Source organism: Enterococcus sp. H57 (assembly GCF_003112495.1).
Taxonomy (GTDB): domain Bacteria; phylum Bacillota; class Bacilli; order Lactobacillales; family Enterococcaceae; genus Enterococcus_B; species Enterococcus_B faecium.
The window spans coordinates 51,070-77,653 of record NZ_BEHC01000056.1 but is presented as its reverse complement, the minus strand read 5'-3'; the positions used below and the strand labels follow the sequence as shown (position 1 = coordinate 77,653).

Genomic DNA, 26,584 nt, shown 5'->3' with positions numbered 1-26,584 from the left:
CCTTTATTTGGAATAAAGGACTGAGACAAGACTTTTGTCTCAGTCTCTTTTTTTGCATATTTTTCCCCTTATTTCCTAAAAATGTAAGGGTATACCTCTATTTTTAAGTATACTTGTTTTTCCTTTTATACATTTTATGGTATTATCATTTTATTAGTTATTATAAAAACAACTGTTAGAAAGGACGTCATTATGCAAGTATACGGAATTGATGCGATACTTCGAATCGTGAGTCATTTGGCGTTTATCTACTTAGCCTTCTGGTCTTTACGTTCGTTACGCATTGAGACTTTTTTTAGACCAATGCATAATACGCAAATTAGAATGGCAATCGTACTTTTTTCAATCTTTTTAGGGTACACTGCAAGTAATTTTTTCTTAGAAGTTATCGCTTTATGCCGGAATCTTTTCGTTAGCCTGTAAATTTTAAAAAAAGGTACTATTTTAAAAGGAAGGGTGTTATAATAGAAAAGATTTTGAGTAAGTGTATGCTCATTGGAATTTTTTGGAGGGAACAACAACATGGAAGAGATCATCGTAAGAGGTGGCAATCAATTAAATGGAACAGTAAGAATTGAAGGAGCTAAAAATGCTGTATTGCCTATTTTAGCTGCCAGTTTGTTAGCAGAAGAAGGTATTACGACATTAGACAACGTCCCGATTCTTTCTGATGTCTTCACTATGAATCAAGTGATTCGTCACTTAAATGTAGATGTAGATTTTGATGAACAAAAGAATCAAGTAACAATCGACGCTTCAAGACAATTAGAGATCGAAGCGCCTTATGAGTATGTTAGTCAAATGCGTGCTTCAATCGTTGTGATGGGACCGCTACTTGCTAGAAACGGACATGCAAAAGTGGCTATGCCTGGTGGATGTGCGATTGGTAAACGCCCAATCGATTTACATTTAAAAGGATTTCAAGCTTTAGGAGCAAAAATTATTCAAAAAAACGGCTATATTGAAGCAATTGCAGATGAATTGATCGGTAACACGATTTATTTAGATTTTCCTAGTGTAGGTGCTACTCAAAATATCATTATGGCTGCCGTAAAAGCAAAAGGAACAACCATCATTGAAAACGTAGCTCGCGAACCAGAAATCGTTGATTTAGCAAATATTTTGAATAAAATGGGTGCTCATGTCTATGGAGCGGGTACTGAAACAATGCGTATCGAAGGCGTTGATCATTTACATGCAGTCAACCATTCAATCGTACAAGATCGTATCGAAGCTGGTACCTTTATGGTCGCTGCTGCAATGACAGAAGGCAATGTACTGATTGCTGATGCTATCTCTGAACATAACCGCCCATTGATTTCTAAATTGATCGAAATGGGTGCAGAAATCATTGAAGAAGAAGGCGGAATCCGTGTCATCGGACCAAAACATATCTTACCTACAGATGTAAAAACGATGCCTCATCCTGGCTTCCCTACAGATATGCAAGCGCAAATGACAGCCATCCAATTAGTGGCAGAAGGTATAAGCGTAGTAACTGAAACAGTTTTTGAAAATCGTTTCCAACATTTAGAAGAAATGCGCCGTATGAACGCCCACGTCAAAATCGATGGAAATGTAGCAATCATGGATGGAAACCATGAATTGCAAGGTGCGGAAGTGTATGCAACAGACTTGCGTGCAGCAGCAGCATTAGTTTTAGCTGGCTTGAAAGCAAATGGAATCACACGTGTCCGTAACTTGAACTATCTAGATCGTGGCTATTATAACTTCCATATCAAACTACAAAAATTAGGTGCAGATGTTGAACGTGTAGACATGGATCAAACTCCTGCTGAAAAAACAGCACAAACGATTGCATAAGGAAGTGGCTGAATGAGTAACCAACGATATATCTTATTAACTCTGATAAAGATTTTAGTGGTGATCTTATTGCTTATCCTTCTTTTCGTAGTCGGAACGATGATTGGATATGGTGTCATCGGTGGTGGCAATCCATTTAAAGTATTTCAACCCAGCTTGTGGATTCATATTCGAGACTTTTTTCATTGATAATTAATTAATTACGGTGGTTCTAGTCGATAGGAAATGAGCCATAAAGCAGCATAGGATAAAAGAAAACAGAAGGGAACGTTGACTTTAGTCGCGATCCCTTTTTTTAGTAAAAGAAAAGAAGGAATCTAGTTGATGAAGAAGATATTGATTTATTTAGTTAGAGGATATCAGCGCTTTATTTCGCCTGCATTTCCGCCTAGTTGCCGCTATTACCCAACCTGTTCTAATTATATGATAAAAGCAATTCAAACTCATGGTGCGCTAAAAGGGACGGTAATGGGGACGGCTCGGATCTTACGCTGTCATCCCTTTGTCAAAGGCGGCATCGATTATGTACCTTTGACCTTTCAATTAACGAGAAATAAGAAAGATAAAAAAGAACCAGATTATAAAAAGGTTGTGAAAAATACGGGTAGCACTGAGCAATAAAGAAAAGAGAGAGTGACTATCAAAGTAACGACTTCATGACTACATATATGGAGGTCAAAAATGATCGAAGAACTCAATAAGATAGATTTACCATGGTCCTTGTTATTAGATGCAGATCCTGATAAAGAAAAAGTTCAGGTATATGTTTCAAAGGGGAACGGCTGGATATGGAAAGAAAAAGAAAAAACAATAGGTATACTGATCTATATAGTAAGGGAAAAAGAATTCGAAATCGTTAACGTAGCTGTAGAACCTTCGCATCAAGGAAAAGGGATTGGTGGGAAACTCCTTGAGACAGCTTTTCAGAAGCTTTCACAACTCGCTTCCAGTCAAACTCAGATCATCATACGAACCGGCAGTACTAGCAGTGCTGCATTACATCTCTATCAAAAAATGGGCTATGTGGAGATTGGTCGAGTCAAAGACTATTTTATCCATCATTATTCTAAACCGATTTTTGAGAACGGAGAACAATTGCGAGATCAAGTGATTTTAGCGATTCACTTACACAAAACCAGCTTTAACGAATAGACTAGTGATCCTAGAAAATGCTTTCAAATACTAAACATATACATTACAATAGCTTTAGCAAGCAAAAAGGAGAATGTTTTTATGGGGATATTAGTTTTTGATTTTGGCGGGTCGGCTGTCAAATATGGTTGTTGGGATAGTAAAGATGTCAAAGGCAAGGGCCAATTTGCAACGCCTGAATCTTGGAAAGAAATGAAAGCGCAATTATTACAAGTCTATAAAGACATGTGTCTTTCTTTTGAGATTGAAGGAATTGGGATCAGCTCACCTGGAGTAGTGAATAATGAGAAACAGGTAATTGAGGGAATCAGTGCGATTCCTTATATTCATGGCTTTAATATTTTTAGAGATTTGGAAACTTTGTTTCAACTTCCGGTAACGATTGAAAATGACGCCAACTGTGCCGGAATGGCTGAGTTTTATGAAGGAGCTGCTCGTGATTATCAAGATGTTGCTTTTGTCGTGGTAGGAACTGGGATTGGCGGAGCGATGTTCACGAAAGGCCAAATCAATAAAGGTGCACATCTTTATGGTGGAGAATTCGGTTTGATGTTCTTAGAGGGCGATCAGACATTTAGTAAACTTGGTACAGCCGTACAGATGGCTTGGCGGTATTGTGAACGCAAAGGAGTCGATAAGAATACTTATACCGGAAAAGACGTCTTTGAATTAGCAGAAACCGGGGATGAAATAGCAAAAGAAGAAGTTGAGAGTTTTTATACGTACTTGGCAAAAGGTTTATTCAGTATCCAATTTTCATTCGATCCGGAAGTTATCGTATTAGGCGGTGGCGTTTCTGCAAAGGATGGGCTCATTGATGAGATCCAAAGTAGAATGAAGAAGTTGACAGATCAATTCGACTTGCATGATTTCGAGCCGCAGATCCTATTGTGTGAATACAGAAACGATGCTAATCTTGTAGGCGCAGCGGCCAACTATATCGCTATAGGTCAAGGGGAGAATTAAGAGCTTTAGAGAAATCGCCTCTTGTATAAAAGAAGATGAAATGGACAAGAGATTTTTACCTAAGGAATGTTTTATTGTCTGCAATATGATAAAATGTCTGAGAGGTGAAAATGATGTCAAAAAAAAATAAAGATATTGAAGTGCGTATCGAAGAAGTAAAAAAAGATATCAAAGGTAAGAATTATGAAGTCACTCAGTTATTTATAGGGAAAAAAATGATTGGTGAAATTTTAGCCTATGGACCAAAAGAATATGAAATTTTCTTTGGTGAAGAAGATTTTGGGAAAGAAAAAAGTCTTGAAAATGCGATAGAAACAGTGATTCGTCACTGGAATCTGCACGAATAAAAAAATATCAAAAAAACTTTCAATAAAGGGTTGCAAAAATCTGGAAAATTAGGTATTATAACTAAGTCAGGTTGATACAAACCTTTCGGAGGAGTAGCGAAGTGGCTAAACGCGACGGACTGTAAATCCGTTCCTTAGGGTTCAGTGGTTCGAATCCACTCTCCTCCATTTCATTGGGGTATAGCCAAGCGGTAAGGCAAGGGACTTTGACTCCCTCATGCGTTGGTTCGAATCCAGCTACCCCAGTATAGCACAACCGTAGGCTCTCGTAAGTTCGAGAGCTCTTTTTTTTGCTTTGTTACCTTGTTCCTTGAAGATTCTGTCAATTTAAGATAGAGTTAAGTTAACAAAAAGAATTGGAGGGGTCAAAATGAAGTGGAAAGAAAAAGTAGACGAAGCAGCTGAAAAGTTATATGACTTGGTCAAATCAGAAAAATACGATATCGAAGTGAACATTCCTAAAAAAGACGAAAAAGCAGTCCATGTAAAATCAAAACGCCCAACGAATCATACAAAAAAATGGATGGCTAAAAACCGCTAATAATAACAAAAGATCCATAAATCGGCATTTTCAGCGATTATAGGGTCTTTTGTTATTTTCTCAATTGAATATATCTAGAAAATGGATTCTGTTAATAGGAATGGGAAGAAGGATTTGTACCTACATCATCTGCTTATGGATAGAATCCTTTATCTTTTTCAGTTGTGAATCAGGTATATACCAGTTATAATAGAAGAAACGAAAGGACGGGTGTACGTTATGTCGAATCAATTACCTGTATATATACAGATTCATGACCAATTAAAAAATGAAATCGAACAAGGTATATGGAAAGTCGGAGACCGTCTTCCTTCAGAAAGAGAATTAGCAGTGAAATTCAATGTCAGCCGTATGACGTTGAGACAAGCAATTCAAAACTTGGCAGATGAAGGAATCTTAGAAAGAAAGATCGGTTCGGGTACATATGTTGCGCGAGAAAAAGTACAAGAAAAGATGTCTGGCGCGACAAGTTTTACAGAAATCATGGAATCGCAAAATAGAGTACCGTCTAGTCGAACAATCTCTTACTTTTTGACTTCGCCAAGCTCAAGTGAAATGGAAAAACTAAACTTGAGTAAAGATGACACGATCTTGCGAATGGAACGTATTCGTTTTGCAGACGATGTCCCTATTTGTTTTGAAGTAGCCAGTGTTCCGCAAAAGCTGATCGATGGCTACAGCAAAGCAGAGATTACTGAATCGTTGTATCGCACATTAGAAGAAAAAGGCGGGAAAAAAATCGGTCCAGCGAATCAAACGATCACGGCTGTATTGGCGTCTGAGAAAATCGCAGACTATTTAGAGGTGAAACGAGGAGATGCAGTTCTTCGTTTGCGTCAGATTTCCTATTTTGAAGATGGCACGCCATTTGAGTATGTGCGTACGCAATATGTAGGAAATCGTTTTGAGTTTTATTTGGAAAAATAAAAAACAGGTGATCCCTGATTCCTTATTCGAAAAAAAGAGAATCAGAATCACCTGTTTTTATCTATGATCAGCTACCAATTGCTCGTGATAAGAAACAGGACCTTCTTCAAATTGGACTTGTCCGTTCAGCAGCTCAATGATGGATTCTTTAAAGCTGTCAGCATTTTTTTCATCCACTGCACAGATGACGATGACTTGATCAGTGTATTGGATTTCTTTTATGAAAAAATGCTGTAGTTCAAGATAATTTTGTAATTTTCCTAGTTGCGGATACGTGATCACAACGGAGATCTCCTGTTGCAAGGTACCTTCTACGATTCCAATGTCGGACAATGCTTGAGAGACCGCATGAGTGTATGCTCGTATCAATCCGCCCGTGCCGAGTTTCGTTCCTCCAAAATATCGAGTGACTACTGCAGCTACATTGATCAGTTGATTTTTTTTGAGGACTTCCAACATTGGTACGCCCGCCGTTCCACTTGGTTCGCCATCATCGCTGCTTCGTTGGATCTCATTTTTTTCGCCAATGACGAAGGCACTGCAGTTATGGTTTGCTTTCCAATGTTCTTTTTTGATTTCTTGGATGAAGTTTTTCGCTTCTTCTTCTGATTCTATTCGTTTAAGAGAACAGATAAAGCGTGATTTCTTGATTTCGATCTCACTTTGTCCATTTTCTTTGATTGTACGATAACGTTCGATCATCTTGTCACCTCTTTTTTTGGGTTGCTTTATTCAGTATAAAGAAAGTTCTAGGTTGTTTCAACACTATAACGGTTGCGCAATTGCTGTAGTATGCGATAATAAAGACAAAGGCAGGTGGATCCGGGGATGAAGGAACGAATGAAAAAGTACGATGCAATTACGCATTATTTGAAGAACAACGGCGGCTCCCAAGTAACATTGACCTTTACCCAATTTGATGAACTGTTGTTTCCCAGTAACGGACTTCCCAAAACAGCCAGGGAAAGCACAGATTGGTGGGCAAATGACTATAGACATCCAGAAAAGGGTGCCTACGGCTGGTTAAATGCAGGCTATGAAGTAGTGGTCATCAATTTGGATAAAGAATATGTCGTATTCAATAAATTAGTGAAATCTAGCTGGCTATTTGATTAAATAAACCGTGTTTAGAAAACGTTGACAAATTTCTTTCTTTTTATATAATAGAGTAACAGACGCTAAGAAAACGTTTGCGTAGTCTGTTTTAAAAAGGAGAGAAAAGTATGGCTAAAAAAACAATCATGCTTGTATGTTCGGCTGGTATGAGCACAAGTTTGCTAGTAACAAAAATGCAAAAAGCTGCGGAAGCAAAAGGAATCGATTCTGATATTTTCGCTGTGTCAGCTTCTGATGCAGATAATAATCTTGCAAATAAAGATGTAGATGTACTGTTATTAGGACCTCAAGTTCGCTTTATGAAAGCTGATTTTGAAAAACGTCTGGAACCAAAAGGCATTCCTTTAGACGTCATCAATATGGCTGATTATGGAATGATGAATGGCGAAAAAGTATTAGACCAAGCAATTACATTGATTGGTGAATAAATAGATTATATAGAACTATCGAACAAGCAATCCAAAAAAAAGATTGCTTGTTTTTTCGTATATTTTTTTAGGGCGAATGATATGAATCATTTTTGGGGCAGAAGGCTTCTTACGAGAGAGATTGAAGCAATGGACTGTGAGGAGGGAAACTTACCAAATTATAAGAAGATTGCAGCAGTAGAACGTTTAGGTAACAGGATTCTTTGTCATCGTTGTGGAGTGAAAACGCCTGTCTTTGAGGGACAGCTTGCAGACTATGGCTATTTTTGTATACATTGCTTGTCTTTAGGGCGATGCGACAGTCAACAAGAGTTATATTTATTTGATCAGCCAAAAGCAGGATCTCGAGAAGTCGTCTTTTCTTGGGCAGGACAGCTTACTGAAAAACAAACGGAAATCGCAGAGAGGATACTTTATCATTCAGAAAAAAGACACCATCTTATTTGGGCAGTAACAGGTGCAGGAAAAACAGAAATGCTTTATCCGATTTTAGTGAAAACGTTAAAAGCTGGAGGAAGAGTAGCCATTTGTACACCACGAATCGACGTTTGTAATGAATTATTTTTACGCTATCGACCTGTTTTTCCAGAAGAAACAATCATGTTGCTCCATGGGAATACAGCAACAGCTTATACCTTTAGTTCTTTTGTTATCTGTACGATTCATCAACTATACCGTTTTTATCGATCCTTTGACTTATTAGTCATTGATGAGATCGATGCTTTTCCTTATAGCGGGGACGCTGGGCTAGCTCACGCTGTGCAAACAGCAATCAAACCAGACGGTCGATTCATCTACTTAAGTGCCACGCCTGATGAGAAGTTACTAAAGGAAATCAAGCAGACATTTGAGCTCCACAAACTTGCCTTGCGCTTTCATCGGCGCTTGCTTCCTGAACCCGTACTTATTTTCATGAATAATTGGCGACAAAAATGTGGGAACAAAAAGAAAATCAACTCTTTGGTGCGGATCATTCAGCAACTAATCAAAGAAAACCATATCCTTTTATTTTGTCCAAGTATTACGATGATGCATCGTTTAAAAATCACACTGCAAGAAGCTTTTCCAGAATATGAGATAACAGATGTTTCTTCACAAGACGATCAACGGGCAAAGAAAGTTCAGGAAATGCGAGAAGCAACATACGAGATACTGTTAACCACGATGATCCTAGAAAGAGGAGTCACATTTGAAAGAATCTCTGTCATCGTTTTAGGAGCAGATCATCCAGTTTTTACTAAATCCTCTTTGGTGCAAATCGCAGGAAGAGCTGATCGTAAAGGTCCTTATACGAACAGTCGGGTCTATTTTTTCTATGAAGAAAAAACTTCAGCTATTCGAAAAGCCTGTCAGGAAATCAAAGAAATGAACGAAGAAGGGAAGAAGATGCTGTGAGATGTTGTTGCTGCAGTAAAGATATCGTCCAAAATTTAACATTCAGCGAGATTATTGGTGTTTCGAAATACAGATTACCTCAGACTTGTTCAGTTTGTCGCGCACAATTTCATTTATTGGAAACAAGAGGCTGTTCTGGCTGTCAAAAACCAATCCATTTCAATCTAGAGAGTACGAAAAAGAAAGTAAAGTCTATTCCCGTTTACTGCAGTGACTGTCAAGAATGGAAGAAGAAATATCCGACCTATGATTTTCAGCACCGTGCCTTTTTTGTGTACGATGAAAATATGAAGGCCTGGCTCAATCATTACAAGTTTATGGGAGATATCCGACTAGCAGGCACCTTTGCATATAAATGGACGCAGATAAAAAAAGAATACCCGACATACATCTATTGTCCAATACCTTTATCTGAAAAAAGGCGAACAGAAAGAGGATTCAATCAAGTAAGCGAGATGTTGAAAGCAGCAAGAATTCCTTTTCAGATGCTACTCAAAAGAGAGAAGCATCTGCTGGCTCAAGCAAAAAACACGCGAAAGGAAAGATTGGAGATGCCTCAACCTTTTGAACTTGCAGTCACCTTTTCTAAGATACAAAATAAAAAAATATTGATTATTGATGATGTCTATACAACAGGACAGACTCTTTTCCACGCAGCAGATTGTTTGCAGGTCGCACAGCCGAAAATCATCCGAACCATTTCTTTGGCGAGATGAATTAGATGTGGAAATTTGATAGCGATTTAATTTGCAAATAACCTAGAGTTCGATATAATAGAATTAAGAAGAGGGAAAGAGTGGTCCTTCTCCTTCTTGATTGTGGTAGACGAAAGGGGTAATTTTTATGTTTAGATATAATGTACGCGGCGAAAATATCGAAGTAACTGAAGCGATTCGCGACTACGTTGAGAAAAAAGTAGGCAAACTAGAACGCTATTTCAGTGACGCACCCGATGCAACGGCGCATGTGAACTTAAAAGTTTATACAGAAAAAACAGCAAAAGTGGAAGTAACGATCCCATTACCTTATCTTGTATTACGTGCCGAAGAAACTTCTCCAGATTTATACGCAAGTATCGATTTGGTTGTTGACAAATTGGAACGCCAAATCCGCAAATTCAAAACAAAAATTAATCGTAAATCCCGTGAAACGGGCATGAATACTGCAGATGCTGCTGCTTTATTCAATGAAGAGGACGAAAACGAAAATGATTCTGAATTAGATATCGTACGTACGAAACGCCTTTCATTGAAACCAATGGATAGTGAAGAAGCAGTCTTACAAATGAACATGCTGGGACATAACTTCTTTATTTTTGAAGATGCAGAAACAAATGGTACAAGTATCGTTTACCGCCGTAAAGATGGAAAATACGGACTGATTGAAACAGACTGATCAGCCTTACTTAAATAACAACGAAAACTTGCAGCAGCTACTGACAGCTGCCGCAAGTTTTTTTTGAGTTTCCTCCTCTTTTAGATGAAATATGAATAAATTATGAAGTTCTTACTTTAATACGCTTAAGATATTTCAATTATCTATAACTAATGATAAAATGAAAAGTAAAGTCTACATAGTCTGGATAATACACAGAAGGAAAAGGAGATTACACAACGCATGGCCAATTTGATTCGTTCACTTATCGAAAACGATAAGAAAGAACTAAAACGTTTAGATAGCATTGCAAAAAAAGTTGAAGCATACGCTGACCAAATGGCAGCATTAACTGATGAACAATTACAGGCAAAAACTGCTGAATTCAAGGGCAGATACCAAAAAGGAGAAACATTAGATCAATTACTTCCGGAAGCTTTTGCAGTCGTCCGAGAAGCAGCAAAACGTGTATTGGGGTTATATCCATACCACGTACAATTGATGGGTGGAATCGTGCTTCACGATGGAAATATCCCTGAAATGCGTACTGGTGAAGGTAAAACCTTGACCGCAACGATGCCAGTATATCTAAATGCTCTGACTGGCGAAGGGGTACACGTAGTTACCGTCAATGAATATTTAGCAACCCGTGACTCGACGGAAATGGGCGAACTTTATAATTTCTTAGGATTAACAGTGGGGTTGAATATCAACTCAAAATCTTCGGATGAAAAACGCGAGGCTTATAATTGTGATATCACTTATAGTACGAATAATGAATTAGGATTTGACTACTTGAGAGACAATATGGTCGTTTACCGCCATCAAATGGTACAACGTCCGCTGAATTATGCCATTGTCGATGAAGTTGACTCAATCTTGATTGATGAAGCGAGAACGCCGCTGATCATTTCAGGGCAAGCAGAAAAATCCACAGCTTTATATACAAGAGCAGACAACTTCGTGAAACGTTTGAAAGAAGAAGAAGATTATAAAATCGATGTACAATCAAAAACAATCAGTTTAACCGAAGCAGGGATCGAAAAAGCAGAAGAAACATTCGGTTTGGATAACTTATACGACATTGAAAATACTGCATTGACCCATCACTTGGATCAAGCATTGAGAGCCAACTATATCATGCTTTTAGATATCGATTATGTTGTCCAAGACGGAAAAGTACTGATTGTTGACCAGTTCACTGGTCGGATCATGGATGGACGCCGTTATTCAGATGGACTTCACCAAGCAATCGAAGCTAAAGAAGGCGTAGAGATCGAAGACGAAACGAAAACCATGGCGACGATCACTTTCCAGAACTATTTCCGTATGTACAAGAAACTTGCGGGAATGACTGGTACAGCTAAAACAGAAGAAGAAGAATTCAGAGAAATTTATAACATCCAAGTATATCAGATTCCGACAAATCGTCCGGTTATCCGTGATGATCGTCCAGATTTACTTTACCCAACATTACAAAGCAAGTTCCACGCTGTCGTGCAAGATATCAAAGATCGCTACCGCAAAGGTCAACCTGTGTTAGTCGGAACTGTTGCGGTTGAAACATCTGAGTTATTATCAGATATGCTGAATCAAGAACGTATTCCTCATGAAGTGCTGAATGCGAAAAATCACTTTAAAGAAGCAGAGATCATCATGAATGCTGGTCAAAAAGGTGCTGTGACGATTGCTACCAACATGGCTGGTCGGGGAACAGATATCAAGTTAGGACTTGGGGTAAGAGAACTTGGTGGTCTAGCAGTTATCGGGACAGAACGACATGAATCTCGTCGTATCGATAACCAGCTTCGAGGACGTGCAGGACGTCAAGGAGACCCTGGTATGTCACAATTCTACTTGTCATTGGAAGATGATTTGATGAAACGATTCGGTTCAGAACGAATCAAAGCTTTCCTAGATCGGATGAAGATCGGTGAGGAAGATGCTGTTATCCAAAGCAAGATGCTGACGAAACAAGTAGAATCTGCACAAAAACGTGTAGAAGGAAATAACTATGACACACGTAAAAACGTCTTACAATACGATGATGTGATGCGTGAACAACGTGAAGTAATCTATAAACAGCGACAAGAAGTAATCATGGAAGAAAAAAGCTTATCCAAGCCACTAATGAACATGGTCAAACGGACAATCAGTCGTGTAGTAGATGCGCATACACAATTAGAGAAAGAAAATTGGAATTTGGAAAGTATCATCGATTTTGCCGGCAGTACTCTTGTCCATGAAGATAGTATTACTCTTGCAGATATCGAAGGAAAAACATCTCAGGAGATCAAAGAGTATCTAAACGAACGAGCACAAGAAGTATTTAATACCAAAGCGGCTCAACTAAATGGTCCAGAGCAACTGTTGGAATTTGAAAAAGTCGTGATCTTGCGTGTTGTGGACTCTAAATGGACAGACCATATTGATGCAATGGATCAATTACGTCAGTCAATCGGCTTACGTGCTTATGGACAGAACAATCCATTAGTCGAATATCAAACAGAAGGCTATAAGATGTTTGAAGATATGGTAGGCGCCATCGAGTATGAAGTCACTCGAATCTTTATGAAAGCTGAGATCCGTCAAAACGTACAGCGTGAACAGGTTTCTCAAGGAACAGCTTCTCACTCAGAAGACGGAGATGCCAAAGAAAATAGTAATACTAGCGCGAAAAAACAGCCAATCCATGTGAACAAGGTCGGAAGAAATGATCCTTGTCCTTGTGGAAGCGGGAAAAAATATAAGAACTGTCATGGAAAAAATGCAAACTAATTTCTGACAGCAGGATTGGTGAGACAAATTCTTTTTTTAAGAATTCGTCTCACCTTCTTTCTGTTATTTGCTGATTCTGTTAGACTAGATATAATGAAAAAAGTATAGTGAAAGAAGGAAAAAACATGGAAATATCCGAAATTCGAAATCTCCTGACAGAAATGCAGGAAAAGGTCACAAGTTTCAGGAGGTCTCTTTGACTTAGATCAGCTGGAAGAAGACATCGCGGAAGCAGAAGCAAAAATGGCTGAACCTGGTTTTTGGGATGACAGCGAAGCCGCACAAAAAGTGATCAGTGAAAATAACGCTAATAAAGAAACTTATGACCAATTCCATTCTCTTGCCGAAGAACTAGAAGAAATCGAATTGATGGTGGAGATGCTGCAAGAAGAACCTGATGCAGCAATGCAAGAAGAAGCAGAAACACGTATCAATGCATTAGATGAAAAAATGAAGACGTATGAATTATCTATGCTGTTAGACGGACCTTATGATCGAAACAATGCGATCGTCGAATTGCATCCAGGGGCTGGTGGAACGGAGTCCCAAGACTGGGGCAGCATGCTTTTACGTATGTATACACGTTGGGCAGAGCAGCATGGCTATCAAGTAGAAACACTAGATTATCAAGCAGGTGATGAAGCAGGGATCAAGAGTGTGACCCTGCTGATTAAAGGACATAACGCTTTTGGTTATCTAAAATCAGAAAAAGGTGTTCATCGCCTTGTACGGATTTCGCCTTTTGACTCAGCGAAACGACGTCATACTTCTTTTTGTTCGGTAGATGTGATGCCAGAGCTTGATGAAACGATCGATATAGAAATCAATCCAGATGATTTGAAAATCGATACGTACCGAGCAAGTGGTGCAGGTGGTCAGCACATCAATAAAACAGAATCTGCTGTACGGATCACTCACTTGCCTACAGGAACAGTAGTAGCTAGTCAGGCACAACGCTCACAATTGAAAAACCGTGAGCAAGCGATGGGGATGTTAAAAGCTAAGCTTTATCAATTAGAAGTGGAAAAGAAAGAACAAGAAGCAGCTGCACTTCGAGGAGAACAAAAAGAAATCGGCTGGGGTTCACAGATCCGTTCTTATGTTTTCCATCCCTATTCTATGGTAAAAGACCATCGGACAAACGTAGAGACAGGAAATGTCCAAGCAGTTATGGACGGTGACCTTGATTTATTTATTGACGGCTATTTAAAAATGCATCTACAATAAGAACCCATTGTTAAATTGAAATAAAATTGTAAGATTTTGCAAGCATGTTGAAACATTGCCATGCTATAATAGCTAAAGACTGAAAAAGATATGGAGAGAACGCCATGATTGAAATGAAGGATGTAATGAAGAAGTACTCAAATGGTACGACCGCTATCCGCAATCTCTCGATTGTCATCGAACAAGGAGAGTTTGTCTATGTGGTTGGTCCGTCTGGAGCCGGTAAATCTACATTCATCAAATTGATGTATCGAGAAGAAAAAGCTTCAAAAGGAACTTTGAACGTCGCAGGTCATGATCTAATAGCAATCAAAAACCGCGAAGTTCCTTATCTACGCAGAGAAATCGGCGTGGTGTTCCAAGACTATAAATTATTACCAAGAAAAACAGTATATGAAAATGTTGCGTACGCTATGCAAGTTATCGGCAGAAAACCTCGAGATATCAAAAAACGAGTAATGGAAGTGCTGGACCTTGTTGGTTTGAAACACAAAGTTCGAGTCTTTCCTAGCGAATTATCCGGTGGGGAACAGCAACGTGTCTCTATTGCTCGGGCAATCGTGAATACGCCTAAAGTACTTATCGCGGATGAACCGACAGGAAATCTGGATCCAGAAAACTCATGGGAAATCATGAAATTATTAGATCGGATCAATGCCCAAGGAACTACTGTCGTGATGGCTACACATAACAGTACGATCGTAAATACGATTCGGCACCGAGTAATTGCTATCGAAAACGGCCGCATTATTCGAGATCAAGCGGAAGGGGAATATGGATACGATGATTAGAACCTTTTTCCGCCATTTATTAGAAAGTATCAAGAGTTTGAAACGTAACGGCTGGATGACAGTTGCTTCAGTCAGTGCGGTAACGATCACGTTGACTTTAGTCGGTGTATTCATGGCAGTTATCATGAATGCAACTAAATTAGCTCAAGATATAGAAGGAAACGTTGATGTATCTGTATTCGTAGATATCGGTACAAAAGACGAAGAGATGAAAAAGCTAGAAAAAGAATTGAATGACTTAGATCATGTTAAAAAAGTTGAATTTTCAAGCAAAGAACAGGAATTGAAAAAAATCCAAAACGAAATGGGTGATTCCTGGAAATTGTTTGAAGGTGACAATAACCCGTTATATGATGTGTATGTAGTAAGTGCTACTGATCCTTCTTATACAAAACAAGTAGCAGAAGAAGCAGCAGATTTGAAGAATGTTTCTCGTTCTGATTACGGTGGAGCTTCCTCAGATCGGATTTTCCAAATCGCTGGTGCAGTTCGGACATGGGGATTAGTTGCAGCGGCATTGCTGCTGTTCGTAGCGATGTTTCTCATTTCGAACACGATTCGGATCACGATTTTGTCTAGACAGCGTGAAATTCAAATCATGCGTTTAGTCGGTGCAAAAAATGGATATATTCGCTGGCCGTTTTTCCTTGAAGGTGGCTGGATCGGTCTGATCGGTGCGATTCTTCCGATTTTGATCATCACATTTGGTTATGCATGGTTTTTCCAATTGATCAATCCATCATTATTACGTTCCCATTATTCATTGATTCATCCACAAAATATCGTTTGGAAAATCAATCTTTTAATGGTCGGCATTGGTGTGATCATTGGTTCACTTGGCTCGATCATTTCTATGAGACGTTTCTTGAAATTCTAATACCACAATATAAATAAAATGAGAAAGTTGGACAGTTTCGTTCCAGCTTTCTTTTTTTATTGGCTAGGAGAATAGAAGGAAGCGGCTTTTTTTCCTTTACTTTAAAAAACAACTTGGGTATTCTTAAGTTGGTAGAAGAAGAGGTGAAGCCGTGAAAATTATCGTTGACAATTTTTTTACGATCCTTTTGATTATGAATATTTTGCTTTCCTTTATCATCGTTTTTCGAGAAAGAAAGGAAACTGCTCAAACATGGGCATGGCTGCTCGTTTTGATGTTCATTCCAGTTGTAGGATTTATTTTATATATTTTTTTAGGAAGAGGGATTTCCAAAGAGAAAATCTTTGATTTGAAGATCCAAGGGAAAATCGGTAAGAACCTGGAAATTGAAGAAGACAAACAGGCATTGATGCGAGGGCTTTATCCTCATCCGCCTACTGGACAAGTAGATGTGAAACAATTGATCTATATGCTCACGGTATTTGAAAGTACGCTCTATACGACTAAAAATGAAATCACTTTATTTACAGATGGTCGTGAAAAATTCGATGCGCTGATTGAAGATATCAAGCAAGCAGAAGACCATATCCACTTCCAGTATTATATTTATCGCAGTGATGCATTAGGTGAAGAAGTTCGAGATGCATTGACAGAGGCGGCAAGACGAGGAGTAAAAGTCAGAGTCCTTCTTGATGCATGGGGTTCCACACAAGTTTCTTCCAGCTTTTTTCAGAATTTGAAAAAAGCAGGCGGAGAAGTCGCATCTTTCTTTCCTCTATTTGTTCCGTATATTAATCCTCGGATCAATTATCGCAATCATCGTAAAATCGTAGTTATTGATGGGAAAATCGGATATACAGGTGGGTTCAATGTTGGAAATGAATATCTAGGATTGGTAAAGAAATTTGGTTATTGGCGAGACAATCATTTGCGTATTTACGGAGAAGCGGTGTATACCTTGCAAAACCGTTTTTTGATGGACTGGAATTCTCAGCATACAAAAGAAGTAGGCTATTCTCCCAAATTTTTTCCGTCCATTCACACTACTGGTGATATAGCTGTTCAAATCGTGACAAGCGGACCAGATACCGAACATGAACAAATCAAAATGACTTATTTGAAAATGATTTCGTTAGCCAAACGGGAGATATTGATCCAAACGCCTTATTACATACCGGATGGATCGATTCATGAAGCACTGAAGTTGGCTCTTCTTTCAGGCGTAAAAGTTCATATCCAAATACCTAACAAACCAGATCATCTTCTCGTTTACTGGGCAACGTATTCTTTCGCTGCAGAGCTGATCGAGTATGGAGCAAGGATCGAAACATATGAGAATGGATTTATTCATGCAAAGACGATGATTATCGATGGTGGCATTGTTTCAGTTGGCTCAGCAAATATCGATGTTCGTTCATTTCGCTTGGACTTTGAGGTCAATACACTGATTTATGATGAACGAATGGCTTCACGTGTAAGAAAAGCTTTTTTTGAAGACTCGAAAATTTCTACGCATCTCACAAAAGAAATGTATGAAAACCGAGGAATAATCATCAAGATGAAAGAAGGATTAGCAAGATTGATTTCGCCGCTCCTTTAAAACACAAAAAGGACATGAGAACCATCAACAGATGGAGATCTCGTGTCCTTTTCTAACGGGGCCATTTCTGAGAGTACGTCAGAAATGGAGAAAGCGTCTCGCATGAGCGAAATTAACTTTGGGGTATCTCTTGTTTTTTGGGGAAAGCAAGAAATAAGCTAATATATGCTATTAAAAGAGACACATTTCAAAGCCAGTATAGCATAGAAATTTTTAATGAGATAGTTTATTTTACAATTATGAGAATTTATTTTGTTATTTAATGATTTTGATCCGTTTTCATCAAGTAATGAAAATGATAAAATAAACATACTTTAGGATTAAAGGAGATTTCTAATGAAAAAACTTAAATTATTCTTACCAATAATAGGATTAGCCATTCTTTTATCAGGCTGTTCAAAGTGGATTGATCGAGGAGAATCCATTACGGCTGTTGGCTCTTCTGCTTTACAGCCTTTAGTAGAAACAGTTGCTGAAACTTACCAGACAGAAAATCCTGGAAAATTCATCAATGTACAAGGGGGCGGAAGCGGAACTGGTTTGTCTCAAGTACAGTCAGGAGCAGTCGACATCGGAAACTCTGATTTGTTTGCGGAAGAAAAATCGGGGATCGATGCCTCAGCATTAGTCGATCATCGAGTAGCAGTTGTTGGGATCACTCCTATTGTGAACAAGGATATTGGCGTAAAAGACATCAGTATGGAAAACCTGAAAAAACTATTTACAGGCGAGATCAAAAACTGGAGTGAAGTCGGTGGAAAAGATCAGCCAGTAGTTATATTGAACCGCGCTTCAGGAAGCGGAACCCGTAGCACGTTTGAAAAATGGGTATTGGACGGAGAAACAGCTGTTCAGGCACAAGAACAAGATTCAAGCGGAATGGTGCGCCAGATCGTTGCCGACACACCCGGTGCAATCAGCTATGTTGCTTTTTCTTATGTTTCCGATGATGTAGATACATTGAATGTTAACGGTGTAGAACCGACAGATGAAAATGTGACAACGAACAAATGGACGATTTGGGCATATGAACATATGTACACAAGAGATCATCCAAAAAAACTGACAAAAGAATTTTTAGACTATATCTTATCTGATGAAGTACAAGATAACATCGTTGGAGAACTAGGTTATATCCCTGTTTCTCATATGAAAGTCGAACGTGATTGGCAAGGAAATATCGTTAAAGAGTAATCTTTACACAAAATTTACAAACTTAGCTAAACTTTTACATGTTATTAAAACCAAATTGATGTTCAATTTGTACACTGAGTGAGTATGTTAAACCTGATTAAGGGGGAGTCATCTGTGGAAGATGTGAAAAAAGTATTATTAACAAAATCAAAACGTTCAAAAATGGAACAGCGTGGAAAATTCATCAGTTTTTTATGTATCGCGCTGATCGTGTTGGTTGTATTATCTATTTTTTATTTTGTAGCTAGTAAAGGATTGGCCACCTTTTTTACTGATAAGATCAATGTATTTGATTTTCTGTTTGGTACAGATTGGAATCCAAGCCAAATCGGAGCAAATGGGAAACCAATGGTAGGGGCATTGCCTATGATCACAGGTTCGTTTATTGTGACCTTTTTATCTGCTATCGTTGCCACGCCATTTGCCATTGGTGCAGCAGTATTCATGACGGAGATCTCTCCTAAAAACGGAACGAAGATCTTACAGCCGGTCATCGAGCTGCTTGTAGGTATTCCTTCTGTCGTTTACGGTTTTATCGGTTTATCAGTTATCGTGCCTTTTGTCAGAAGTATTTTTGGCGGGACAGGGTTTGGTATCTTAGCTGGTACATTTGTGTTGTTCGTTATGATCTTGCCGACTGTCACAACGATGACTGTTGATGCATTAAAGGCAGTACCACGGCACTATCGGGAAGCTTCATTAGCGCTTGGTGCCACAAGATGGCAAACAATCTACAAAGTCGTGCTACGAGCAGCCGTGCCCGGGATTTTAACAGCAGTCGTTTTTGGTATGGCTCGTGCGTTTGGTGAAGCCTTAGCTATCCAAATGGTCATCGGTAATGCAGCATTGATGCCAACAGGACTTACTACTCCTGCTTCTACATTGACGTCCATCTTAACAATGGGAATCGGAAATACAATCATGGGAACAGTTGAAAATAATGTGTTATGGTCATTAGCGCTGATCTTGCTATTGATGTCATTATTCTTTAATATCGTGATCCGTATGATTGGGAAGAAAGGAGAGCTGAAATAATGAACGCAAAACGCTCAGATAAAATTGCTACAGGTGTTTTATATGTAGTTTCGGGGATCATCGTATTGATTTTAGCAGCTTTACTACTTTATATCTTAGTTCGGGGAATACCGCACATTTCATGGTCCTTCTTGACCGAACCTTCCAAAGCCTACCAAGAAGGCGGTGGAATCGGGATCCAGCTATTTAACTCGATTTATTTGCTTTTGATCACGATGATCATCAGTTTTCCTATTTCTTTAGGTGCGGGTATCTATCTTTCAGAATATGCTGGAAAAAACTGGCTAACAGATGTGATTCGCACGTCGATTGAAATTTTGAGCTCATTGCCTTCTGTCGTTGTCGGTTTATTCGGTTTCTTGGTTTTCGTTATTCAATTCCAGTATGGTTTCTCGATTATTTCTGGTGCATTGGCTTTGACTGTATTCAACTTGCCTCTTTTGACTAGAACAGTTGAGGAGTCTTTACAAGCGGTCCATTACACACAACGAGAAGCAGGATTGGCCTTAGGTTTGTCACGCTGGGAAACAGTGATAAAAGTGGTGGTTCCAGAAGCGACACCAGGGATTTTGACTGGTGTGATCCTAAGTTCTGGAAGAATTTTTGGTGAAGCAGCTGCATTGATCTATACGGCTGGACAAAGTGCACCTGCGTTAGATTTTACGAACTGGAATCCATTAAGTGTTTCAAGCCCGATCAGCATTTTCCGTCAAGCTGAAACATTAGCTGTCCATATTTGGAAGATCAATACAGAAGGCACGATGCCTGATGGTGTTTCTGTTTCGGCTGGCGCTTCTGCCGTGTTGATCATTGCTGTTTTACTGTTCAACTTCGGCGCTCGTGCGATTGGCAAACGATTATACCGAAAAATGACTTCAGCCTAAGGAGAAGAAGCAAAATGAAAAAATATAACTGGAATGAAACAAATGTCATCACCATGCCAAAAGAGAAAGAAGTAGCACTATATACGGATGATCTACATGTCTGGTATGGCGACAATGAAGCAATCAAAGGAGTGGATCTGGAATTTGAAAAAAATAAGATCACTGCACTGATTGGTCCTTCCGGCTGCGGAAAATCTACGTATCTTCGTTCGTTGAATCGAATGAATGATGGGATCGCTAATACGAAAATCACTGGGAAAATCATGTATCAAGGCGTAGATATTAATGCGCCTCAAGTGGATGTTTATGAGATGCGCAAACGGATTGGCATGGTTTTTCAACGTCCTAATCCGTTCAGCAAGTCGATTTATGACAATATTACATTTGCTTTGAAACAGCACGGCGAAAAAAACAAAAAGAAATTAGATGAAATCGTTGAAACAAGCTTGAAACAAGCTGCCTTGTGGGACCAAGTAAAAGACAGCTTGGACAAAAGTGCCTTGGCTTTATCTGGTGGGCAACAGCAACGTTTATGTATTGCTCGTGCGATCGCGATGAAACCTGATATCTTGCTGCTAGACGAGCCGGCAAGTGCTTTGGACCCTATTTCGACAGGAACGGTTGAAGAAACACTTGTAAACTTGAAAGAAGACTATACGATCATCATCGTGACGCATAACATGCAACAAGCAGCTCGTATCAGCGACTATACTGCCTTTTTCTATCTAGGAAAAGTAATGGAATATGACAAAACTAACAAGATATTTACCAGACCAAAAATTCAGGCAACCGAAGATTATGTGTCCGGTCATTTTGGTTAAGACGGAGGCCTCAACATGACAAAAGAAATTATTTCATCTAAAGATCTTCATCTGTATTATGGAAAGAAAGAAGCACTAAAAGGGATCGATCTAAGTTTCAATCAAGGGGAAATCACTGCGATGATCGGTCCTTCTGGTTGCGGGAAATCCACTTATCTGCGTTCTTTGAACCGGATGAATGACCTGATTCCGAATGTAACGATCACCGGAAGTGTTTTATATAAAGACAAAGACATCTATGGTCCAAAAACAGATGTTGTTGAACTAAGAAAAGAAATCGGCATGGTATTCCAGCAGCCAAACCCATTTCCTTTTTCTATCTATGAAAATGTCATCTATGGATTGAAATTAAAAGGGGAAAAAGATAAAAAAGTCCTTGATCAAGTAGTTGAAGAAAGCCTGAAGGCAGCGTCTGTTTGGGATGATGTGAAAGACAAATTGCACAAAAGTGCTTTATCTTTATCCGGCGGGCAGCAGCAGCGTGTATGTATCGCACGTGTTTTGGCAGTTAATCCGGAAATCATCTTATTGGATGAACCAACAAGTGCGCTTGATCCTGTTTCTACTGGGAAAATCGAAAGTATGCTGTTAGAATTAAGAGAGCGGTATACGATGATCATCGTGACCCATAATATGTCTCAAGCTTCACGTATTTCAGATAAGACGGCATTCTTTTTAGATGGTCACTTGATCGAATACAATGATACGAAGAAGATATTCATGAATCCAGAAAAACAAGAGACAGAAGATTATATTTCAGGTCGATTTGGATAAGGAGGAAACGGAATGCTACGTACACAATTTGAAGAAGAATTGCTGAATCTCCATAATCAGTTCTACGAAATGGGGATGATGGTGAGCAGCGCCGTGCACAAGTCAGTTCGTGCATACATCAAACACGATAAAATCTTAGCCCAAGAAGTTATCGAAAACGATATAAATATCAATAACATGGAAACACGCTTGGAGAAGAAAAGTTTTGAAATGATCGCATTGCAACAGCCAGTTACAACTGATTTGCGTATGATCATTACGGTCATGAAAGCTAGCTCGGATTTAGAACGTATGGCCGATCATGCGGTGTCTGTTGCTAAATCCACGATTCGCGTAAAAGGGCAGACGAGAATACCGGAAATCGAAAAAGAGATCTCCGATATGTCCGATTATGTGAAAAAAATGGTGGACAACGTCCTAGTTGCTTATGTCAAAACAGACGAAAAAGACGCACGTACGATCGCCAATATGGATCAAAGAGTCAATGACTATTTCAATCGAATCTATAATGCAACAATCAAAAATATGCAGGAAAATCCTGAGACAGTCATCAGTGGAACAGACTACTTGAATGTTGCCAGTTATCTAGAACGGATCGGAGACTATGTGACAAACATCTGTGAATGGATCGTCTACTTGGCTACAGGGAAAATCACTGAGTTAAATACGAACCACAATGAGATTTTCTAAACTGAAGCTGTGATTCTGCCGTTTGTTTAGGAAAAGAGGTTGTGAAATCAGCGGTTGTGAAAAAGCTGTTCTGCATCTGCGGTAATAAGAACAGTCAAACAAAAAATAGCTCCTCCTATTTTTCGTTTGGCTGGACTTATTACCGCAGATGCAAGCTTTTAAACACTGTTTATTCGGGAAAGGGTTTGTGACAAAACATGTCACAAACCCTTTTCATCATTTCATAGAAAGGATAAAGAATGCAAAAAAAATTAGCATCATCACTATATTTTTTATTTGTGTGCTTACTTCATGGGCTATTCAGCATCAAGCTGCTTTATATGAAGTACCTGTCATCGAGATCGAAAAAGTACGAATAAAAGAGGATCATCAATTGATTACAGGAAAACTGATGAACACGGATCAAAAAGGAGAATCGATTTATTTATCGGTTCCTTATCAAAAAAATCAAATAGAAACAGCAAATATAAAAGCGAGACAAATGTATCTAGTCCAAATGCATGGAGATGAATGGCAGCTAGTAGCAAAAAAAATGATGGCTGGCTTTTCTTCTTCACAAGTATCTTCATTGGCGCCATGTTGCTTATTGGCGGAAAACAGGGTCTATTTGCTTTAGGAAGTCTCATCATCAATATCGTTTTACTTTTACTTTTGTTGCTCATCTTTACTAAAACAGAAGGGATTTCTCTATTAAATATATCTATCCTGTTCGTCGTTATAGGGATGATTATTAGCATATTGGCTTTAGATGGATGGAATAGAAGCAGTATAATCAAAATTTCAGCTGCAGTTACGAGTGTTTTTTTAGCATTTTTTATTTGTCTTTTGACAATGAATCATTGGAAAGACCAAGGACTGCGCTATGAGGAACTGAATTATCTGACACGACCGTATCGTTCTGTTTTTCTTTCTAGCGTACTGATTGGAACAGCTGGAGGAACACTCGATACCGTTATCATAGTCATTGCGACATTAGAAGAATTGACTAAGCGACAACCAGAAATAACAGCGAAACAGTTATGGCTTTCAGGAAGGCAAGTGGGTCGAGATGTGATTGGCTCGGTGACCAATATCCTTTTGTTCGTCTATATCAGTGGGTCAGTTCCATCGCTTCTTTTATATTTAGGAAATCAATGGTCGTTCAAAGAAACGATAGAACAGCATTTATCATTGGAATTTTTACGCATCATTGCTGGCAGCTTAGAAATAGTATTATCGATCCCTGTCTCGGTCCTCTTTTTTCTGACTGTAAGGAGGCTGAAACGATGAATGTACTTATTATACTTGTTGGGATTTTAGCAATCAGCGTGCTACTTATTGGCGGTACGCAAGGTTTTAGGCTTATTCATCAATTTAGGGATCTTTTTCCTGTTGTTATTCGGTTATCATCAGAAGTGGCCGATACTGGCATTGTCGGTCATAGGATTTTTATTGATTGCTGTGGTTATCTTATTTTTTATCAACGGTTATAATCTAAAAATGCGTGCAGCTTTTGTGAGTATACTGATCTTTTTATTTTGTTTCCTACTATTGCTTCCTATCACTGATTTTTTAGCGATCCAAGGTTTTACATCGGTAGAACTAGAAGAATTATCTGGCTTAGATAAGACTTTAGCGATTGATTTTAGATTACTTACGAGATCGTTGCTTCTGATTAGTCTTAGTGGTGCTGTTTTAGATGCTAGTGTAGCAATTTCTAGTGGGACATTCGAAGTATATCAGGCAAATCCGCAATTATCTTTTTACCAATTGCACCATTCTAGTTTCGCTATTGCTAAAAAAATATTGGCGTCAACAGTAATGACACTTCTTTTTGCATTCATGGGAAGTTCTTTAGCGTTGATCCTCTGGTTTATTGATTTAGACATTCCTTTTCAGCAAGTGATCAATGAAAAATCATTTGTTCTAGAATATACGATGGCTATTCTTACCACATTGTCCGCACTACTTGTTCTTCCTTTAACCTGCGTGACTACAGCATATCTCTTTACAAAAAAGAAAGAACAACTCAAGATGGAGTAAAAGTTACAACTTAAGTCCTATGACATTTTTACTGAATCAGTGCATAATATGGATGTAAGGAAAAGCTTGCAAACAATTTTGCTTAAGGAGGCAATTTCCATGAAAGAAAGAGAACGTATTTTAGATTTAGTGAAAAAAGGAATCCTTTCGACTGAAGAAGGCTTAGATTTATTAGAAAGCATGGCAACTGAAAAAGACGAAAAGCAAATAAAAAAAGAAGCAGACAAGGTAACTGCTAGTCATAAAGAAAAAGATCAGGCAAGTCAATTGATCGATAAACTTGAAAACGGCGAAGAAGAAATTTCTGAGCCAGTTGATCCAAAGGAAAGAGAAAGACAAGATCAAGAAAACTTAGAAAAGATCTTAGATGAACTAGCAACTGAAGCGAATAAAACTTCGGCGCGTCTAGATGAAGTAAATGCTCAATTCGCTGACAATAAGGCAGCACGCAATGAGAAACAGGAAGCATTGATGCAGCTGAATACAAAAGAAGAATTAGGCGAGTTGACAGAAGAAGAATTAGCACAGCGTCAGACGTTAGAAGCAGAAATCAAAGAGTTAGAAGCTAGTGGCGATACACTGTTAGAAGAACAATTGAAATTAGAAGCAGAATTAAAAGATATCCGTAAGAATCAATGGTCTGAGAAAAAAGAAACGTTTACTGATAAGTTTGAATTGCCAGATGATTGGAAAGATCAAGCAACAGATACACTGAATCAAGTAGGCGAAAAAATGTCAGAAGCTGGATCACAGTTAGGAAAATTCTTGAAGAAAACATTCCAAACTGTTTCAGAAACAGTGAATGATAACATGGAATGGAAAGATGTCAGCTTACGTGTCCCTGGGATTGCGACAACGAAATTTGAGCATGAATTTTACTATGAAGCTCCTGCAGCAAGTATCCTTGATATCAAGGCAGCAAACGGAAACGTGACGTTAAAAACGTGGGACAGCAACGATGTGAAAGTTGAAGCTAAGATCAAACTTTACGGAAAAATGGGTGCTGAACCATTTGAAGCATTCTCTGAACGGAGCCAGATTGAGGTTAATGAAGATCATATCTCCTTCCAAATTCCAAATAAACGTGTGCGTGCAGACCTTGTTTTCTACTTACCTAAACGAGTATACGACCACGCAGCTATTAAACTTCTAAATGGCAACATCATGATTGAAACATTGGAAGCTAAAGATATTTATACAAAATCTACGAATGGTAACATCATCGTGGACCAATTAACTGCAACGATGCTGGAAGTAGAAGGTGTAAACGGCAATATCGATATTCGAAACGGGAACATCTTAGATTCTATTATTGAAACAGTAAATGGTACAGTGACATTTGGTGCGACAGCAGAAAACCTTTCTGTGTCTTTGGTAAATGGTGATGTACGTCTTACGATTAAAGAAGATAATTTGAAAAAAGTAGAAGCAAGTTCAGTGAACGGAAATGTCAAAGTCGCTTTACCAGATGGCATCGGTTTGGAAGGACATGCTAAAACAAGTCTTGGAAGTATCAACAGCCGTCTGTCCAATTACGAAGTAGTTCGTGAGAAAAAAGAACGGACAAACCAAATGTTGCAATTCCGTCGTGTTTCAGATGGTGAAATCGCGCAAGTGCAACTTTCAACGACAACAGGAAGTATCTATTTAAAAGATACAGATAAATAAAGAGGTTGTGAAAGAGATGTTCAGCCTTGAGCAATAAGAAGCGATTTTGTAAAATAGCTTCCCCTATTTTACAAAATTGTGCCTTATTGCCGATAGGCTATCTCTTGAACACCGTTTACCAAGAGATTATGAACCTGCCAATTATCGCCGAGT

The 26,584-nt window shown here is 38.7% G+C and carries 29 protein-coding genes, 2 tRNA genes and 1 pseudogene; 31 read left to right on the top strand and 1 reads right to left on the bottom strand.

All coding sequences use genetic code 11. From position 1 onward, the window contains the following. Positions 1-192: 192 nt before the first annotated feature. From DIZ30_RS10705 to DIZ30_RS10660, 11 genes are all read left to right on the top strand, one after another. Complete coding sequence (locus tag DIZ30_RS10705; protein ID WP_002300479.1) at positions 193-423, top strand: DUF1146 family protein; 231 nt, start codon at positions 193-195, stop codon at positions 421-423. Between the two features lie 99 nt (positions 424-522). Continuing rightward, entirely contained in the window at positions 523-1,824 is a 1,302-nt protein-coding gene (gene murA, locus DIZ30_RS10700) for a UDP-N-acetylglucosamine 1-carboxyvinyltransferase (protein WP_109023213.1), read from the top strand. A 12-nt stretch (positions 1,825-1,836) separates the two neighbouring features. Next, entirely contained in the window at positions 1,837-2,013 is a 177-nt protein-coding gene (locus tag DIZ30_RS10695) for a DNA-directed RNA polymerase subunit beta (RefSeq protein ID WP_109023212.1), read from the top strand. A 135-nt stretch (positions 2,014-2,148) separates the two neighbouring features. Next, positions 2,149-2,445 (top strand): membrane protein insertion efficiency factor YidD, encoded by a 297-nt coding sequence (gene yidD / locus DIZ30_RS10690; RefSeq protein WP_002329491.1) that lies wholly within the window; start codon positions 2,149-2,151, stop codon positions 2,443-2,445. A 60-nt stretch (positions 2,446-2,505) separates the two neighbouring features. Then, positions 2,506-2,976: an N-acetyltransferase gene (locus tag DIZ30_RS10685; RefSeq protein ID WP_002292786.1), complete on the top strand. Its 471-nt coding sequence runs from the start codon at positions 2,506-2,508 to the stop codon at positions 2,974-2,976. Between the two features lie 81 nt (positions 2,977-3,057). Beyond that, entirely contained in the window at positions 3,058-3,942 is an 885-nt protein-coding gene (locus DIZ30_RS10680) for an ROK family protein (RefSeq protein WP_002329490.1), read from the top strand. Positions 3,943-4,052: 110 nt separating this feature from the next. After that, positions 4,053-4,289, top strand: a complete 237-nt coding sequence (locus DIZ30_RS10675; protein ID WP_002316425.1) for a DUF2969 domain-containing protein — start codon at positions 4,053-4,055, stop codon at positions 4,287-4,289. 87 nt (positions 4,290-4,376) lie between these two features. Beyond that, a tRNA-Tyr gene (locus DIZ30_RS10670) sits at positions 4,377-4,457 on the top strand. 6 nt (positions 4,458-4,463) lie between these two features. Then, positions 4,464-4,535 (top strand) — tRNA-Gln (locus tag DIZ30_RS10665). Between the two features lie 124 nt (positions 4,536-4,659). Continuing rightward, positions 4,660-4,830, top strand: a complete 171-nt coding sequence (locus tag DIZ30_RS13545) for a hypothetical protein (RefSeq protein ID WP_199914200.1) — start codon at positions 4,660-4,662, stop codon at positions 4,828-4,830. Positions 4,831-5,049: 219 nt separating this feature from the next. Further along, positions 5,050-5,757: a GntR family transcriptional regulator gene (locus tag DIZ30_RS10660; RefSeq protein ID WP_002292782.1), complete on the top strand. Its 708-nt coding sequence runs from the start codon at positions 5,050-5,052 to the stop codon at positions 5,755-5,757. 57 nt (positions 5,758-5,814) lie between these two features. On the opposite strand, the gene DIZ30_RS10655 is transcribed toward DIZ30_RS10660, so the two are convergent. Next, the gene (locus DIZ30_RS10655) at positions 5,815-6,459 is read right to left on the bottom strand and encodes a YigZ family protein (protein WP_002292780.1); all 645 of its coding nucleotides are present in this window, start codon (positions 6,457-6,459) and stop codon (positions 5,815-5,817) included. A 126-nt stretch (positions 6,460-6,585) separates the two neighbouring features. Here DIZ30_RS10655 and DIZ30_RS10650 point away from each other — a divergent pair, with 126 nt between their 5' ends. The 20 genes and pseudogenes from DIZ30_RS10650 (at position 6,586) to liaX (ending at position 26,431) form a co-directional block, all read left to right on the top strand. After that, positions 6,586-6,873, top strand: coding sequence for a hypothetical protein (locus DIZ30_RS10650; protein WP_002292779.1), 288 nt, complete (start codon positions 6,586-6,588; stop codon positions 6,871-6,873). Between the two features lie 107 nt (positions 6,874-6,980). After that, the gene (locus DIZ30_RS10645) at positions 6,981-7,301 is read left to right on the top strand and encodes a PTS sugar transporter subunit IIB (protein ID WP_002292778.1); all 321 of its coding nucleotides are present in this window, start codon (positions 6,981-6,983) and stop codon (positions 7,299-7,301) included. A gap of 81 nt (positions 7,302-7,382) precedes the next feature. Then, entirely contained in the window at positions 7,383-8,696 is a 1,314-nt protein-coding gene (locus DIZ30_RS10640; protein ID WP_109023211.1) for a DEAD/DEAH box helicase family protein, read from the top strand. Further along, a complete protein-coding gene (locus DIZ30_RS10635) occupies positions 8,693-9,412 on the top strand; it encodes a ComF family protein (RefSeq protein WP_010726064.1) in 720 nt (239 codons plus the stop codon). Before DIZ30_RS10640 ends, DIZ30_RS10635 begins: the two co-directional genes overlap by 4 nt. A 127-nt stretch (positions 9,413-9,539) precedes the next feature. Next, the gene (hpf, locus tag DIZ30_RS10630) at positions 9,540-10,091 is read left to right on the top strand and encodes a ribosome hibernation-promoting factor, HPF/YfiA family (protein WP_002294985.1); all 552 of its coding nucleotides are present in this window, start codon (positions 9,540-9,542) and stop codon (positions 10,089-10,091) included. Positions 10,092-10,313: 222 nt separating this feature from the next. Next, on the top strand, positions 10,314-12,848 hold the full coding sequence (secA, locus tag DIZ30_RS10625; protein ID WP_002294984.1) for a preprotein translocase subunit SecA: 2,535 nt from the start codon (positions 10,314-10,316) through the stop codon (positions 12,846-12,848). A 125-nt stretch (positions 12,849-12,973) separates the two neighbouring features. Then, positions 12,974-14,075 (top strand): peptide chain release factor 2 gene (gene prfB / locus DIZ30_RS10620; protein ID WP_096948712.1). Its coding sequence is split into 2 segments (ribosomal slippage): positions 12,974-13,045 and positions 13,047-14,075, totalling 1,101 coding nucleotides; the frame shifts between segments, so codons are not numbered across the junction. A gap of 104 nt (positions 14,076-14,179) precedes the next feature. Next, entirely contained in the window at positions 14,180-14,866 is a 687-nt protein-coding gene (gene ftsE, locus DIZ30_RS10615) for a cell division ATP-binding protein FtsE (protein WP_002292768.1), read from the top strand. Beyond that, positions 14,859-15,743 (top strand): permease-like cell division protein FtsX, encoded by an 885-nt coding sequence (gene ftsX, locus DIZ30_RS10610; protein ID WP_002294981.1) that lies wholly within the window; start codon positions 14,859-14,861, stop codon positions 15,741-15,743. Before ftsE ends, ftsX begins: the two co-directional genes overlap by 8 nt. Before the next feature lie 151 nt (positions 15,744-15,894). Next, positions 15,895-17,343, top strand: a complete 1,449-nt coding sequence (gene cls / locus DIZ30_RS10605) for a cardiolipin synthase (protein WP_109023210.1) — start codon at positions 15,895-15,897, stop codon at positions 17,341-17,343. Positions 17,344-17,679: 336 nt separating this feature from the next. Beyond that, positions 17,680-18,537, top strand: a complete 858-nt coding sequence (locus DIZ30_RS10600) for a phosphate ABC transporter substrate-binding protein PstS (protein WP_002292763.1) — start codon at positions 17,680-17,682, stop codon at positions 18,535-18,537. Between the two features lie 114 nt (positions 18,538-18,651). Continuing rightward, a complete protein-coding gene (gene pstC, locus DIZ30_RS10595; protein WP_002292761.1) occupies positions 18,652-19,572 on the top strand; it encodes a phosphate ABC transporter permease subunit PstC in 921 nt (306 codons plus the stop codon). Next, positions 19,572-20,456 carry a phosphate ABC transporter permease PstA gene (gene pstA / locus DIZ30_RS10590; protein ID WP_002292759.1) on the top strand — a complete coding sequence of 295 codons (885 nt, stop codon included), beginning with the start codon at positions 19,572-19,574 and terminating at the stop codon, positions 20,454-20,456. The genes pstC and pstA overlap by 1 nt, the downstream gene beginning before the upstream one ends. A 14-nt stretch (positions 20,457-20,470) precedes the next feature. After that, complete coding sequence (gene pstB / locus DIZ30_RS10585; RefSeq protein ID WP_002289486.1) at positions 20,471-21,277, top strand: phosphate ABC transporter ATP-binding protein PstB; 807 nt, start codon at positions 20,471-20,473, stop codon at positions 21,275-21,277. Positions 21,278-21,292: 15 nt separating this feature from the next. Then, positions 21,293-22,051, top strand: a complete 759-nt coding sequence (gene pstB, locus DIZ30_RS10580; protein ID WP_002289489.1) for a phosphate ABC transporter ATP-binding protein PstB — start codon at positions 21,293-21,295, stop codon at positions 22,049-22,051. Between the two features lie 12 nt (positions 22,052-22,063). Next, entirely contained in the window at positions 22,064-22,741 is a 678-nt protein-coding gene (gene phoU / locus DIZ30_RS10575; protein ID WP_002289490.1) for a phosphate signaling complex protein PhoU, read from the top strand. A 280-nt stretch (positions 22,742-23,021) separates the two neighbouring features. Further along, positions 23,022-23,357, top strand: a complete 336-nt coding sequence (locus tag DIZ30_RS13725) for a hypothetical protein (protein ID WP_025478753.1) — start codon at positions 23,022-23,024, stop codon at positions 23,355-23,357. Next, positions 23,318-24,010, top strand: a complete 693-nt coding sequence (locus tag DIZ30_RS10570) for a YibE/F family protein (protein WP_234414803.1) — start codon at positions 23,318-23,320, stop codon at positions 24,008-24,010. Before DIZ30_RS13725 ends, DIZ30_RS10570 begins: the two co-directional genes overlap by 40 nt. Continuing rightward, positions 24,007-24,763, top strand: a pseudogene (locus DIZ30_RS10565) (YibE/F family protein). The gene DIZ30_RS10570 and the pseudogene DIZ30_RS10565 overlap by 4 nt, the downstream one beginning before the upstream one ends. 99 nt (positions 24,764-24,862) lie before the next feature. Then, positions 24,863-26,431 (top strand): daptomycin-sensing surface protein LiaX, encoded by a 1,569-nt coding sequence (gene liaX / locus DIZ30_RS10560; protein WP_002289495.1) that lies wholly within the window; start codon positions 24,863-24,865, stop codon positions 26,429-26,431. The last annotated feature ends 153 nt before the right edge of the window (positions 26,432-26,584 follow it).